We start from the raw sequence: 15,339 nt of genomic DNA on the forward strand, positions 1-15,339 counted from the left end.
GTCAGCTTGGCCGGGATCACGTAATGGATCCGGATGCCTTCACGAACACTCACACCCGTTTTCGGGGTCACAAATTCCCTTTCCGGAAAGGCGTGGCATTGGCGCGGCGGCAATATGGATATTGCCGATAAGTCCGCGAGCCTTGAAAACGACATTGTGACCCAGCTTCTTCTGTCGCGCGGCGTGGGGCAGGATGATCTTGAACGGCACCGGTCGCCTACTCTGCGCACTTTTTTGCCCGATCCGTCAGAATTTCAGGACATGGATGTTGCAGCTGAGCGAATTGCGCAAGCGATACTGAGCCAGGAAAAAATCACGATCTACGGCGATTATGACGTGGACGGCGCAACTAGTGCGGCACTCATGGTGCGGCTCCTGCGTATGCTGGGCTGTGATGCGCATTATTACATCCCTGATCGCCTGCTCGAAGGATATGGGCCAAGCGGCGAAGCATTGGTCAAACTGGCAGAACAGGGATCAAGCCTGATCATCACGGTCGATTGCGGCGCGATGGCTTACGAGGCGCTGGAAATGGCCAGAGATGCGGGCGTCGATGTCATAGTCGTCGATCATCACAAATGCGCCGCCGAGCTGCCCAAGGCCGCGGCCCTTGTAAACCCGAACCGGCTCGACGAATCGGACTTCGCGGCTTCGTTCGGCCACCTGGCTGCCGTGGGCGTAGCGTTTCTGCTCGGCATCGCGCTTGTGCGAACGCTGCGCAAGCAAGGTTTCTTCGACGGGCGCGCGGAGCCGGACCTGATGTCGCTGCTCGATCTGGTCGCGCTCGGTACCGTTGCCGACGTTGCCGCATTGCACGGGCTCAACCGCGCTTTCGTGGCGCAAGGGCTGAAAGTGATGTCTCGCCGTAACAACACCGGGATGGCGGCGCTGATCGATGCCAGCAGGCTCAAACGCGCGCCGATTTGCAGCGATCTCGGCTTTGCTCTGGGTCCGCGCATCAATGCTGGCGGCAGGGTTGGCGAATCCACACTTGGCGTTCGCCTGCTGACCACAGAGGACGCTGAGGAAGCACGCGACATTTCCGCTCAGCTTTCGAGCCTGAATGAGGAACGCCGCGCGATTGAGGCTGCCGTTCAGGAAGCGGCAGAAGAACAGATTGCGCAACAGCACAATCGCGCTGTCATCGTTCTGTCAGGCGAAGGGTGGCATCCAGGCGTGATCGGAATCGTCGCCGGGCGGATCAAGGAAAAGACCGGCAAACCATCAATCGTGATCGCGATGGATGGTGACACCGGCAAAGGATCGGGCCGATCGATTTCCGGCGTGGATCTTGGGGCGGCGATCATCGCTGCCCGTGCAGAGGGAATCCTGGTGGCCGGCGGCGGCCACGCGATGGCGGCTGGCCTCACAATCGAGGCTGGCAAGCTGGAAGAATTTGCGGATTATCTAGATGCCCGGCTGGGCAATACCGTAGCGAAGGCACAGGCATCGCAATCGGTGCTGCTCGATCTGGCGGTCGCGCCGCGGGGGCTTGTACCCTCGCTGGTTGAAAGCCTCGAGGAAGCCGGCCCTTATGGCGTAGGCTGGCCCGGACCGAGAGTTGCCGTGGGCCCAGTTCATCTGATCAAGGCCGATGTTGTCGGCACTGATCATCTGAGGTTGATTGTCGGCGGCAATGATGGCGGCTCGATCAAGGCGATCGCATTCCGAGCAGTAGAGACCGATATGGGCCAAGCGCTGCTGCATGCGGCGAAGGGGCGCAAATTGTGGCTCGCTGGCCGGGCAAAGATCGATGACTGGGGCAGCAGGCCCGCTGCAGAGCTGCATTTGGAAGACGCAGCCTGGGCAGATTGATCAGAAAATTGCATCAAAGCGCCAACAATCACTTGCCGAGGCTTGACGCGGCCGTTCCACGCCCCTAATTGCGCCGCCACGCCATCGGTATGGCCCCTTCGTCTAGCGGTTAGGACGCGGCCCTTTCACGGCTGAAACACGGGTTCGATTCCCGTAGGGGTCACCATCGATGGCGTTTTTCATTCCAGGTGAGCGGCATTGTGCGCTGGCCAACAGGATGGCCCCTTCGTCTAGCGGTTAGGACGCGGCCCTTTCACGGCTGAAACACGGGTTCGATTCCCGTAGGGGTCACCAATCCTCCCACAGCATCGGTTACCCTCAGATTCGCTTGCGGAATTGCAATTTCGCGTCTGGTGTGTGCCGCATTCTAACGCTAAGGCCGCGGGCAAGATGGACCAGACCGGACCCCATACCTGGCCGAGTTATCTACTCTGCGCCGCGACATTGATTGTCATGGGAATCGCCGGAGTCGATGCTTGGGTGATCGCTGCCTCCGGACTGGTCTGGATCGGCTCGATCTGGATACTTACGCTGCGGCCGCCCCCACCCCAAGTCGCCCCGCAGCAGGATCCCTTCCGCACCGACAAGATGAGCGAACTGATAGAATTTTCAGGAACGCCAATACTGCTGGTCGATCATGGCCGGATCAGCGTTGCCAATCGGGCCGCGCGCAAGCTGTTGGGCAAGCATATCGTCGGCCAGGACATGCGCGTCGCGTTTCGCCATCCAGAGGCGATACGCCTTCTAGACAAGCAAAATGGTGGATTCACGCAGATTGTGGGTTTGGTCAGGCGGCGCGATGTGTGGCGGATGAACCGCAAGGTTTTGTCCGACAATCTGTCAGTGGTGGAACTTCTCAACCAGACTGCAGAGGTGGACATTGCGCGGGCCCACACGGATTTCGTTGCCAATGCCAGTCATGAACTCCGCACGCCGCTTGCTTCGATCATTGGCTATGTCGAGACGCTGCAGGAAAGTGACACCAAGGTAGCAGAAGCCACCAAGCACAAATTTCTTTCCACCATTCTCGCAGAGGCGAACCGGCTTCAGAGCCTGGTCAGCGATCTGATGTCGTTGTCCCGGATCGAAGCGGAAAAGCATGAACAGCCGCGCGAGAGGGTCGACCTAAAACCATTGATCGAAACCGCATCGCGTGACGCGGCCGGCCTCGAGAGAGTCCCTCGCCTAACATTCAATCTTGCTGCTGGCCTGACCGTTCTCGGGGACCAGCGCCAATTGGAACAATTGGTACGAAACCTGGTCGATAATGCGCTGAAGTACGGCGGCCCTGACGGTGCTGTAAACGTCAGCCTGTCCCGGACGGACAATGATGAAGCCCTGATTTCTGTGGCGGACCAAGGTGAAGGCATACCGGCCGAGCATATCCCGCATCTGACGCGCCGCTTTTACCGAACCGATCCGGGCCGCAGCCGTGCATCGGGCGGTACCGGACTGGGGCTGGCGATTGTGAAACATATTGTTGAACGTCATCGCGGACGGCTCGACATCGCCAGCCAACAAGGTCAGGGAACGGTTGTTTCGGCCCGAATCCCGCTGGTTGATGGTAAGGCATCGTGATTGTCATGGAATTGTCATGTTTCTCAAACAACGGTGCTGCGAACAGCATGCGGCACTCGTCCGATTCTCTGACTTCCCGCTGCTTCCCCAGCAACGCCGATAATCTGCGAATGACTCAGGACACGCCTTAGCAATGTCACCAGCGATACTTCTGCTACTCGTGATCGGTCTCGGCCTTGCTGGCTGGCTGGCCGCTCGTGCGCGTGCATGGGCGTTTCGCAGCAAAGCCGAATCCGGCCGATTGGCCGCCCTGCCAAGCTATCACGGTTGGTATGTTGCCCTTTGGATCGCCATTCCCGCGGTCCTGTTTATCGCAATCTGGTCATTCGTTTCGCCGCAATTGATCGATCAGGCCGTCATTGCATCGCCGGCGGCATCCGAACTGCCGGAATTTGGCTTCCAGCGCGATGCACTGTTGCGAGAAGCCAAGTCGGTCGCGACAGGAAGTTCGCCCGCTGTGTTCAACGAACAGGCTGCCGCTCTGGTTGATCCATACCGTGACGCGATTTCCCGATATGGTCTTCTAGGCGGCTTGGCCACGCTTGTGATCGCTTTCTTGGGCGGGGCATGGTCTTTCTTGAAGGTCAAACCCGATTTCCGCGCCCGGACACGTGTAGAGCGGATCGTCATGGGCACCCTGCTTGTGGCCTCGCTGGTTGCGATTCTGACCACTCTGGGCATCATCGTGAGCCTCGTGTTCGAGACGGTCCGTTTCTTCGGCATGGTGAACCCGATCGATTTCCTCTTCGGTACCGAATGGGGCCCCGATCCAATGAGTAATCCGGATAATCCGGATCCCGATCGGTTCGGTGCGATCCCTCTGTTCTGGGGTACCATTTATATCGGCGCAATCATCGCCATGATTGTCGCGATACCGCTTGGCTTGATGAGCGCGATCTACCTTACTCAATATGCCGCCCCGCGTACCCGCAGCTGGTTGAAGCCCGCGCTGGAAATCCTCGCCGGTGTGCCGACCGTGGTCTACGGATATTTCGCTGCATTGACCGTGGCGCCATTCATCCGTGATCTGGCCGTATCGATTGGGATAAGCGGTGCTTCCAGCGAAAGCGCGCTGGCTGCCGGCCTTGTGATGGGCGTGATGATCATTCCGTTTGTATCGTCCATGGCCGACGATTCTATCGCCGCTGTCCCGCAGGCCATGCGCGATGGCAGCCTGGCAATGGGCGCAACCACATCCGAAACAATCAAACGGGTCCTCGTCCCCGCCGCCCTGCCCGGCATTGTCGCCGGTATCATGCTTGCGATCAGCCGCGCGATTGGTGAAACCATGATCGTGGTGATGGCCGCCGGTGCAGCGGCCAATCTGACGGCCAATCCGCTGGAAGCGATGACGACAGTAACATTCCAGATCGTTCAGATGCTCACCGGTGAAGGCAGTTTCGACCACCCGGCCACGCTCAGCGCCTTCGCATTGGGATTCGTGCTGTTCATCGTCACCCTTGGTCTCAATTTTATCGCCCTGCGCGTCGTGAAAAGGTTCCGCGAAGCTTATGAGTGATATCGAACTCCCAACCCGCTCGGCTGCCTTCGAGGCGCGCCTGAAGAAGCGTTACGCTGCGGAAAAACGGTTCAAGGCCATCGGCTTTGGGGCTGTGCTATTTTCCGTTGTCATTCTGGCGTTCCTGCTCGTCACCATGACTATCAACGGCATTGGCGGCTTCCAGCGTGCAGAACTCGCTGTGCCCATCGATATGACCGAAGCTGGTCTGTCGGGCAATGCAAGCACACTGGCGCAGGATAACGCGGTCCAGAGCCTTGAAATGCAGGGATTGCCTGCGGTGGTTGAATTCTATGCCGAGCAGTCTCTCGGGGTGGAAGGGGCCGCGCAGATCAGTGACACTGCCTGGCGCGAAGTCGCCGATCAGATCATTGCCGACCCGGACATTCTGCGGGAGAAGAAAATCTTCTGGCTCCCCGCAGCGCCGTCGCTGGCATCCGGTTTCGACGGTGAGGGCCAGCCCGAAATGAAGGCGCTGGCCAGCCAGCTTGCCGCTGAAGGAAAGCTGGAAAAGAATTTCGACGCGGGTTTCCTCAGCCGGTCTGATGCAACTGACCCGCAAGCCGCCGGCATCTGGGGCGCGCTGAAAGGCTCCGCGCTCACCATGCTCGTGACGCTGCTACTTGCATTCCCGATCGGTGTGCTGGCTGCGCTCTATCTGGAAGAATTCGCCCCGAAAAACCGCTGGACCGACTTTATCGAACTGTCGATCAACAATCTGGCAGCCGTTCCTTCGATCATTTTCGGCCTGCTTGGCCTTGCCGTGTTCCTCTTCCTGTTCCCCAATCTGCGCTCCACTCCGGTTATCGGCGGGATGACGCTGGCATTGATGACGCTGCCGGTGATTGTCATCTCGGGACGCAATGCGATCAAGGCCGTTCCGCCGTCGATCCGCGATGGCGCATTGGCGATTGGCGCATCACCGGTGCAGGTGGTGTTCCATCATGTTCTGCCGCTTGCCCTCCCCGGCATCCTGACCGGTACAATCATCGGAATGGCTCGCGCACTGGGTGAAACGGCGCCGCTGCTGATGATCGGTATGCGCCTGTTCGTCTCGACGCCGCCAGACGGGTTTACCTCCCCGGCTACGGTCCTGCCGATGCAGATCTTCCTGTGGTCGGATGAAATCGACCGCGGCTTCGTCGAACGTACATCGGCCGCAATTATCGTGCTATTGCTGTTCCTCCTGCTGATGAACGGCCTCGCAATCTACCTTCGCAACAAATTCGAGAAAAAGTGGTGACAGTAATCCATCCCAATCTGGAAACTACCGACGCCAAGATGAAGGCGAAGGACGTGTCCGTTTACTATGGTGACAAAATGGCGATCGATAAGGTTTCGATCGACATTCCGACCGAGTACGTGACCGCTTTCATCGGCCCTTCAGGCTGCGGTAAATCCACGTTCCTTCGTACGCTCAACCGGATGAATGACACGATCCCTTCGGCGCGTGTCGATGGTGAAATCACCCTGGACGGTGAGGACATTTATCGTTCGAAGATGGACGTGGTCCAGCTCCGCGCCCGCGTGGGCATGGTTTTCCAGAAGCCAAATCCGTTTCCGAAGTCGATTTACGACAACATCGCATATGGTCCGAAAATTCACGGCATCGCCGAGGGGAAAGACGAACTGGATGCGATTGTCGAGCGTTCGCTTCAGCGTGCTGGCCTCTGGAACGAAGTCAAAGACCGGCTGACCGACAGCGGCACCGCGCTTTCCGGCGGCCAGCAGCAGCGTCTGTGCATTGCGCGCGCAATTGCAGTTGATCCTGAAGTTATCCTTATGGACGAGCCGTGTTCTGCGCTCGATCCGATTGCGACGGCCAAGATCGAAGAGCTTATCGACGAATTGAACGGACGCTATGCAATCGTGATCGTCACGCACAGCATGCAGCAGGCCGCACGCGTTTCCCAGCGGACCGCTTTCTTCCACCTTGGCTCAATGGTAGAGTATGGGCGGACCACGGATATTTTCACCAATCCGCTGGAGCAACGGACGCAAGATTACATCACAGGACGGTACGGCTAAAATGAACGAGCATACAGTCAAAGCCTTCGACGAGGACATCACTCGTCTTCGCGGCCTGATCGCGGAGATGGGCGGCCTGTCTGAACTGTCGATCCACGAGGCGCTGGACGCTCTGATCCGCGGAGATGAAGAGCTCGCCGCCGGGGTGATCAAGCGCGACAAGAAAATCGACGCGCTGGAAGCCGAAGTCGACAAGCTGGCTATCCGCATCATTGCTCTGCGTGCGCCCATGGCCGACGATCTGCGCGAAGTGATCGCAGCGCTGAAAATTGCCGGCGTGGTTGAACGCATCGGCGATTATTCGAAGAACATCGCCAAGCGCGTTAGCGATATTGAAGATCGCAAGAAATTCGAACCGCTCACATTGCTTGCCGCGATGGGCGAAGTTGCCAGTGAAATGGTGCATGATGTGCTGACTGCATATGCCGCACGCGATCCTGTCCTGGCAAAGGAAGTGATCGCCACGGACGAGAAAGTCGACGCTTTCTACAACAGTATTTTCCGCAATGTTGTCAGCTATATGGTTGAAAATCCTGCAACCATTTCAAGCGCTGCACAGTTGCTGTTCATTGCCCGTAATATCGAACGCATCGGGGACCACGCAACCAATGTTGCCGAGATGGTGCATTTCGCGGCAACCGGGTTTTATCCGCCAGACGAGGATAGTTGATCCGCGCGCCTGACATATTGCTGTCGTGATGCTGTAACAATTTTCGCGCCAGAAGGATGAAAATCACAGGGGCGAATCCAAAATGCCAAACGCCAAATTGCTACTTGTCGAAGATGATCCGGCACTTTCCGAACTGCTGGAGTTTCGTTTCGAGAACGAAGGCTATGATGTCCGCACCACGCCTGATGGCGATGAGGCGCTGATCCTTGCTGAAGAGGATGTACCCGATCTGATCATTCTCGACTGGATGATCGAAGGGACGAGCGGCATCGAGGTGTGCCGGCGCTTGCGCAGGGCCAAGGCCACGGCACACGTCCCGATCATCATGCTGACCGCGCGCGAGGCCGAGGATGACCGGATCCGCGGCCTGGAAACTGGCGCTGATGACTATCTTACGAAACCATTTTCGCCGCGCGAATTGCTGGCACGCGTTGCTGCGGTGATGCGCCGCATCCGCCCTGCACTTGCAGGCGAGTCGATCGAGGTCGGCGATATCCGTCTCGATCCGGTCGCTCACAAGGTCGAACGCTGCGGCAAGAATTTGCAGCTTGGCCCAACCGAATACCGGCTGCTGAAATTCTTCATGGAAAGTCCGGGCCGGGTATTTTCCCGCAACCAGCTGCTCGACGGTGTCTGGGGAACGGGCAGCGACATCGAATTGCGGACGGTCGATGTGCACATTCGCCGCCTGCGCAAAGCGATCCAGATGGACGGGACGAAGGATCCGATCCGGACCGTCCGTTCAGCCGGCTACGCGATGGAAGGGGTCTGATTTCTGCCGATCACCGGCAGGTGCTCCATGAGCGCGCTGCCTGATCCAGATGGAAGTGATCCCGGTGCTGTTCATTGTAGGCGGGCGAAAGGACAGTCCCGAATATATCGCACGCCTCGTCCCTGATGCGTTTCAGGAACGCTGACTTATCTGCATCACCCTCCCAATTATTGACCAGGCTGACTTGCTGGCCATCTGCCAGCACAAACCCCGATATATCGATGGCATTGCCGGTTGCATGTTCGCTCCATGGTCCATCGTCGCGGCCATAGAGGCGGCGGCAGCTATATGCGCCATAGTGCTGAACAGAAACGATTTTGCTGCCCAGCATTTCCTGTGCGGCGGGGCGAACGCTTCTTTCCAACCACAGTTCCAGTCCGGCACCTACCGCGCAGGTTGTCGCCGGCGGCCTTCCGGCAAACGGGTATGTGGTCAGCAAGGTCCGGTCGCGGCGGGCGCATGCGCCTTCGCCTGATGGCGGCAGGGCCTCGAATTCGATCTCGCTTCGCGTAAGGACTGCGCGGCAAAGCGCCGTATCATCCCTCAGCGAAGAAAGTTTGCTGGCTGTGGTCCAGCCCACCGGATCGCGTAGATCAAGCGGTGCCCATGGATTGTGTTGCGGGTTCTCGGCCATGAACCGCCAGGCAGCGAGCGCGAGCGCCAGGATCGCGATTGCAAGCGCGGCCCTCCTGTCTGCCTTGAACACACCAATTTTGCGGGAAATTCGCGACTTGCCCATATTCAATGAAAATCCCTCGATTTGGGGATTACGCGGACGTCGCGCGGGTGGCCGCCATGCCATCCGCATTCACGATTGCCCGGCGGCGGCTCCTCCCATGGCTCCACCGGCCGATATGGGTCCTCTGCACCTTCTCTCAAGTCATCTCTGGGGTTCAGCTTGGCCGGCAACGGGCTATTCACATGGTCAGCGCGCGCAACCGGGGCATTGAGCATTTCATCCGACAGTTTGTAGAGCTCGTTCGAGGCATCGGTCATGTGGTGAGCAATGACATGAATCACTTCGTCATCATACTCCACACGCCCGCGAACCTCCATCAGGCGGGCACCCATCACAACCCGCCGCTGCTTCTCCTTCAGATCGGGCCACACGACCAGGTTGATCACGCCGGTCTCATCCTCAAGCGTGATGAAGCAAACGCCCTTGGCGCTGCCGGGCCGCTGACGGATCAGCACGACGCCTGCGACATTGACCATGGAGCGGAATTTACGCTTCCTGAGGTCGCACGCCCGCACGAAGCCGCGCTCACCCAGCCCAGCGCGCAAGAAAGCCATGGGATGTGCCTTCAGGCTGAGACGCGTGGTCTGGTAATCATTCACTACTTCTTCGGACAGAGGCATGGCGGGCAAAGCCGCTTTGTGCCGCTCGGCCCCTTCATCGCGTTCCTCTGCATAGCTGAACAGCGGCAAGTCCGGCCCACCGATCAGGCTGCGCGCATCCCACAAGGCTTGCCGCCGTGAAAGCCGCAGGGAGGAGAAACAATCGGCCGATGCCAGCCTTTCGATATGCGCCGGGGAGATGCGGGCACGGTCGCGCAGCGCCATGACGTCAGCATAACCTCCTGAATTATCACGTTCCGACAGCAATTGCGCCGCAACATGTTCAGGCAGACCATCGACCTGCCTCAGACCGAGGCGCAGTGCGATATGGCTGTCCATGCGCCCTTTTTCCCCTGCCTGCCCTGCTGGCCGGCGCAATTCCTCCAGTGTGCAGTCCCACTGCGAATGATTGACGTCGGCCGGTAACACCGTGACGCCATGCTCTGCCGCGTCTCGCACGATCTGTGCCGGGGCATAGAAGCCCATTGGCTGAGAGTTGAGCAAGGCGCAGGCGAAGGCCGCGGGAAAATGGCATTTGAGCCAGCTCGACACGTAAACAAGATGCGCAAAGCTGGCGGCGTGGCTCTCGGGAAAGCCGTATTCGCCGAAGCCGCGTATCTGGTTGAAACAGCGCTGGGCAAACTCGCGGTCGTAGCCGCGATGAACCATCCGCTCGACCATCATGTCCTGCAACTCGTCCACCATGCCGCGGCTGCGGAATGTCGCCATCGCCTTGCGCAGGCGGTTGGCCTCCAGACTGCTGAACTTTGCCGCATCGAGCGCGATCTTCATCGCCTGTTCCTGGAAGATCGGAACGCCCAGAGTCCGCTCCAGAATGCTCGACAATTCGTCCGGCGGCCCGTGCTCAGGCCCGGGGGCCGGGATGATCACCTTCTCCTCGCCGCGCCGCCGCTTGAGATAGGGGTGAACCATATCCCCCTGGATGGGTCCGGGGCGCACGATCGCCACCTGGATCACCAGATCATAGAATTCGCGCGGGCGCAGCCGCGGCAGCATGTTCATCTGTGCGCGGCTTTCCACCTGGAACACACCCAGCGAGTCCCCCTTGCGCAGCATCGCATAGGTCTCCGGATCTTCGCGCGGGACAGTCGCCAGATCGAGCCGCCTTTCATGATGGTTTTCAAGAAGATCGAGGCATTTCCTGATGCAGGTCAGCATCCCCAGCGCCAGCACATCGACCTTCAGAATGCCCAGCGTTTCGATGTCATCCTTGTCCCATTCAATGAAACTGCGGTCGGGCATCGCGCCATTGCCGATCGGAACGGTTTCAGTCAGCGCCCCTTCGGTAAGGATGAAGCCGCCGACATGCTGCGACAAATGCCGAGGCATTCCAATCATTTGCTCGGTCAGATTCAGAACCCGGCGAAGGTGTGGTTCGGTGATGTCCATTCCCGTCTCAGCCACATGTGCCTCGCCGATCTCACGGCCATGCCCGCCCCAGACGGTCTTGGCGAGTGCACTGGTTATGTCCTCGCTCAGCCCCATCGCCTTGCCCACTTCGCGGATCGCCATGCGCGGCCGGTAATGGATCACCGTGGCGCACAGGCCGGCTCGGTGGCGCCCGTATTTCTGGTAAATATGCTGGATCACCTCCTCGCGCCGCTCATGCTCGAAATCGACATCGATATCGGGCGGTTCCTTCCGCTCCTCGGAAATGAAGCGGTCGAACAGCAAAGCATGTTTTGCAGGATCGACGCTGGTGATGCCCAGGCAATAACACACCGCCGAATTGGCCGCGCTGCCCCGCCCCTGGCACAGGATCGGCGGATCGACGCCGCGCGCGAAGTCGACGATCTCCTTGATGGTGAGGAAATAGCGCGCGAGATCGAGCTTCTCGATCAGCGCCAGTTCTTTCTTGATCGTCAGCCGGACGCTATCGAGCACACCATCTGGATACCGCCACGCGGCCCCTTCCCAGCTAGACTTTTCAAGCATTTGCTGCGGCGTCATGCCGCCGGGATAGCTTTCCTCCGGATACTCATACTGCAATTCGTCCAGGCTGAAACGGCACGCATCGGCCACCTCGCGGGCGGCGCTGATCGCGTGCGGCCACCGTTCGAACAACTTTACCATCATTTCGGGCGATTTGAGGTAACGCTCCCCATTGCCGTGCAGAAGATGCCCTGCCTTTGCCACCGTGGTCTTATGGCGGATCGCGGTCATGACATCCTGCAGCGGCCTGCGCTGGGGCGTGTGATAATGGACATCGTTGGTCGCTAGCAGACAAAGCCCGTTCTGCCGCGCGAGCATATTGAGGCGGTCGATCCGGGCGATATCATTGCCGGTGTAGAGGTAACTTGCGGCAAGGTGCCGCAGCGATGGCAGGCCGGCCGCCAGATGGGGCAGGCTTTCCTCGAAATTACAATCAATTGACGCCGCAAGCGCAGATCCATCCAGATCTACGACGTTGCTGCCCCAGGCTGGTATCGTGAAATGGGCTCGCAGATCGGACGGAGGCATCAGGATCAGCTGCACATCTTCGCTATGCTGCGAAAGCAGGGCCAACGAGATATCGCATGCACCCTTTTCCTGCCACTCACCGTCCAGCGTCTGCATTCGCGCGGCAGAAATCAGGCGGCAGAGACGCCCGTAAGCTGCCCGGTCCCGCGGATAGGCAAGAAAGCAAAGCCCCTCGACCGTCTCGATCCTGCAGCCAATAACAGGCTGCAATTTAAGCGTTTTTGCTTCTGCATGAACACGCACAACCCCGGCCAGCGTATTGGCATCGGCAATCGCGATTGCATCATAGCCCAGCTGCCTTGCGGCCAGCACCAGATCTACCGCATCAGACGCACCGCGCAGGAAACTGAAGCAGCTGACCAATCCCAGCTCCACGAAAGGCGCACGCGCGGGCGCATCGAGCATTGCCGGATCAATCTCCAGCGTGCGCTTGTCAGGGGTAAGCGGAGCCTCCGGCATATCACACTGCCAGCTCCGCCAGGCGCTCCCTCACTGCGGCGAGATCGGCATCGAACAGTTTCACCTGTTTCTCCTGCGCTTCGCCTTCAAGCCGCAGCAGGTAGGAAGGATGCGCCGTGATCCACAGTTCGCTGCCGTCCTCGAGCGGGACCGGCTGCCCGCGAACCTTCGAAATGCTGACTGTCCGGCCGAGTATCCCGCGCGCAGCGCTGGCCCCCATCGCCAGAACCACCTTGGGCTTTACGATTTCGCGTTCGGCCTCGATCCACCAGCGGCAGGTGTCGATTTCCTTCGCCGCCGGGGACTGATGGATGCGCCGCTTGCCCCGCTGGACATATTTGAAATGCTTCACGGCATTGGTGACGTATGCCTTGCTGCGCTCGATACCCGCCTTCTGCAGGTGAACATCAAGCAATTGGCCCGCCGGACCGACAAAGGGGCGGCGAGCCTGATCCTCCTGATCGCCCGGCTGCTCGCCGACAATCATCAGCGCCGCATCCTGCGGCCCCTCACCCATCACCGAATGGTTGGCGAGTTCACCGATTGGACATTTCCGGCACCGATCGATCGCTTTTTCGATAGCGCCAAGTGTTTCCGGGCGCTCGTCAAAGGTCAGTTCGCCCGCGGCAACCATTTGCGATTCCCGCTTTTGCGCGCCAGCCACCAATTCCGGAATAAGCGCTGCCTCGGGCATGTTTTTCCAGTATTTCTTGGGCATTTCGCTCATCATCGCGCTGACTTTCAAGCGCGCTGGATTGAAAATCGACGCGTAATATTTGAGCCAAAGCTCCTCGGCCGGATCACTGCTCGGCGCATCGCCCCGCTCTGCCGGCGGGCTTTCCCGCATGGTGTCTCCATCCCAGTGGATGCAGCCTTTCGGCGTCAGGATGGACCAGTGCATATTGGCAAAGCGGCGTTTGAAGAACCCTGCATTGGCGCGCACGATGTGATGATCAGGTTCGAACCAGGCGACATAGTGATCTTCGCCATCGTCGCGCTCCAATCGGCGGAAACGGACAAAGGCGTGCATCTTGTGGCTGTCGCGCCGGACATTCTTGTCCAGTTCCTCCACCCGGCGGACCTGCAAATCGGTCTTGTCCTCCATGATCCGGGGATTGGCCTGCAATCGCCACAGAAGCGCATAGAGCAAGGCAAAGCGTTCCGGGTCGGAATGGAGCACGACATTCTTCGCCAGCGCCAGAAATCGCTTGCTGGCGCGAATTTGCGGCACATCAGCTGGCGGGACCGGCAATTGAGTGCCTTCCCCTGCAAACAGATCACCCGAGCTGCCCGGCTCTGTCCAGCTGACCTGTCCGGGCGGAATACCGCACTGGACCAGCTGGCGCGCCTTGTCCCGCCAGAAAGCGAAATCGTCCGGCTCCAGCATGGAAACGGTGTAATAGGCAGTATCGGTGGGCTGACGGAGCGCGGTCATGCGGCAAACAGTTCCAGCTGTTCCTGTTTCGGCGCAAGCAACGTGCGTAAATCCGCGCGATCGGTCAGCGTAGTCGGCCGCCAATCGGCCGCGATGATGAACGGGCGCACCTTGGCAATAGAAACCGTCACACGCCCGACATCTTCGAGCCGGAGCGTCTTGTGACGTCGCGCAGCCAGAACCCGGTTTACCGCCGTGACGCCAAGGCCCGGTACACGGAGCAGCATTTCCCGGGGCGCGCGGTTGACGTCGAGCGGGAAACTCTCACGAAACTTGAGCGCCCATGCAAGCTTGGGATCGATATCCAGCGGCAGATTGCCGTCATGATCGGTCGCCTGCATTACTTCGCGCGCCTGATAACCGTAAAACCGCATTAGCCAGTCGGATTGGTACAGGCGGTGTTCGCGGATCAGCGGCGGACGTTTGAGCGGCAATACGGCGCTGGCATCCGGGATCGGGCTGAAAGCGGAATAATACACGCGGCGCAGTTTGAACCCGTCATACAGCCGGCTTGCCTTGCCCATGATGTCCGCATCGCTGGCGGCATCTGCGCCGACAATCATTTGCGTGGACTGGCCGGCAGGCGCGAAGCGGGGGGCGTGTTTGAACCGCTTCCTGGCGTCTTTCATCTCGGCGATGTCGGATTTCACCTTGCCCATCGCGCCCTCGATCTGCTGCGCGTTCTTGTCAGGCGCGAGGCGGGTGAGCCCGCTGTCGGTGGGCAGTTCAACATTGATCGAGACGCGGTCTGCATAAAGCCCCGCCTGATGCACCAGTTCAGGATCCGCTTCGGGAATGGTTTTCAGGTGGATGTAACCGCGAAAATCGTGTTCTTCCCGCAGGATACGCGCGCATTCTACCATCTGCTCCATAGTGAAATTGGAGCTTTTTATGATGCCGGATGAGAGAAACAGCCCCTCGATATAATTGCGCCGGTAGAAACTGATCGTCAGGTCCGCGACCTCCTGCGGCGTGAATCGCGCACGGCGGACATTGCTGCTCTTGCGGTTGATGCAATAGTGACAATCGAAGATGCAGTGGTTGGTCAGCAATATCTTGAGCAGCGAGATACAGCGCCCGTCCGGCGCATAAGCATGGCAGATTCCCATCCCCTCCGTCGAACCGATGCCTTTCCCGCCGAGCGAATTCTTCTTCGCCGTGCCCGAAGACGCGCAGGATGCATCATACTTCGCCGCATCGGCGAGAATGCCGAGCTTCTCTATCGTGCTTAACTGGCCCATTTG

At 59.2% G+C, this 15,339-nt stretch carries 11 protein-coding genes and 2 tRNA genes; 9 read left to right on the top strand and 4 right to left on the bottom strand.

Annotated elements, in window-relative coordinates; translation table 11 throughout:
- Positions 1 to 33 precede the first annotated feature (33 nt).
- The 9 genes from recJ to phoB all read left to right on the top strand — a co-directional run bounded on the left by recJ (position 34) and on the right by phoB (position 8,382).
- Positions 34 to 1,815, top strand: coding sequence for a single-stranded-DNA-specific exonuclease RecJ (gene recJ, locus GRI43_RS04990; RefSeq protein WP_160729952.1), 1,782 nt, complete (start codon positions 34 to 36; stop codon positions 1,813 to 1,815).
- 91 nt (positions 1,816 to 1,906) lie between these two features.
- Positions 1,907 to 1,981: transfer RNA gene (locus tag GRI43_RS04995), tRNA-Glu, on the top strand.
- Between the two features lie 53 nt (positions 1,982 to 2,034).
- Positions 2,035 to 2,109 (top strand) — tRNA-Glu (locus tag GRI43_RS05000).
- A gap of 159 nt (positions 2,110 to 2,268) precedes the next feature.
- A complete protein-coding gene (locus GRI43_RS05005) occupies positions 2,269 to 3,393 on the top strand; it encodes an ATP-binding protein (protein WP_235903609.1) in 1,125 nt (374 codons plus the stop codon).
- 133 nt (positions 3,394 to 3,526) lie between these two features.
- Entirely contained in the window at positions 3,527 to 4,912 is a 1,386-nt protein-coding gene (gene pstC / locus GRI43_RS05010; protein ID WP_160729954.1) for a phosphate ABC transporter permease subunit PstC, read from the top strand.
- Positions 4,905 to 6,155: a phosphate ABC transporter permease PstA gene (gene pstA, locus GRI43_RS05015; protein ID WP_160729955.1), complete on the top strand. Its 1,251-nt coding sequence runs from the start codon at positions 4,905 to 4,907 to the stop codon at positions 6,153 to 6,155. Before pstC ends, pstA begins: the two co-directional genes overlap by 8 nt.
- A 38-nt stretch (positions 6,156 to 6,193) precedes the next feature.
- Positions 6,194 to 6,940 (top strand): phosphate ABC transporter ATP-binding protein PstB, encoded by a 747-nt coding sequence (gene pstB / locus GRI43_RS05020; protein ID WP_202391657.1) that lies wholly within the window; start codon positions 6,194 to 6,196, stop codon positions 6,938 to 6,940.
- A gap of 1 nt (position 6,941) precedes the next feature.
- Positions 6,942 to 7,610, top strand: coding sequence for a phosphate signaling complex protein PhoU (phoU, locus tag GRI43_RS05025; protein WP_160729957.1), 669 nt, complete (start codon positions 6,942 to 6,944; stop codon positions 7,608 to 7,610).
- A gap of 82 nt (positions 7,611 to 7,692) precedes the next feature.
- Positions 7,693 to 8,382, top strand: a complete 690-nt coding sequence (gene phoB / locus GRI43_RS05030) for a phosphate regulon transcriptional regulator PhoB (RefSeq protein ID WP_160729958.1) — start codon at positions 7,693 to 7,695, stop codon at positions 8,380 to 8,382.
- Between the two features lie 10 nt (positions 8,383 to 8,392).
- Here phoB and GRI43_RS05035 read toward each other — a convergent pair whose 3' ends face one another.
- The 4 genes from GRI43_RS05035 to GRI43_RS05050 are packed head-to-tail and all read right to left on the bottom strand — an operon-like array spanning position 8,393 to position 15,336.
- Entirely contained in the window at positions 8,393 to 9,121 is a 729-nt protein-coding gene (locus GRI43_RS05035; protein WP_160729959.1) for an extensin-like domain-containing protein, read from the bottom strand.
- A gap of 2 nt (positions 9,122 to 9,123) precedes the next feature.
- Entirely contained in the window at positions 9,124 to 12,660 is a 3,537-nt protein-coding gene (locus GRI43_RS05040; RefSeq protein ID WP_160729960.1) for an error-prone DNA polymerase, read from the bottom strand.
- A gap of 1 nt (position 12,661) precedes the next feature.
- Positions 12,662 to 14,095 (bottom strand): UdgX family uracil-DNA binding protein, encoded by a 1,434-nt coding sequence (locus tag GRI43_RS05045; RefSeq protein WP_160729961.1) that lies wholly within the window; start codon positions 14,093 to 14,095, stop codon positions 12,662 to 12,664.
- Positions 14,092 to 15,336, bottom strand: a complete 1,245-nt coding sequence (locus tag GRI43_RS05050) for a putative DNA modification/repair radical SAM protein (protein WP_160729962.1) — start codon at positions 15,334 to 15,336, stop codon at positions 14,092 to 14,094. The genes GRI43_RS05045 and GRI43_RS05050 overlap by 4 nt, the downstream gene beginning before the upstream one ends.
- Positions 15,337 to 15,339 lie beyond the last annotated feature (3 nt).

The organism is Pontixanthobacter luteolus (genome assembly GCF_009828095.1).
Taxonomy (GTDB): Bacteria; Pseudomonadota; Alphaproteobacteria; order Sphingomonadales; family Sphingomonadaceae; genus Pontixanthobacter; species Pontixanthobacter luteolus.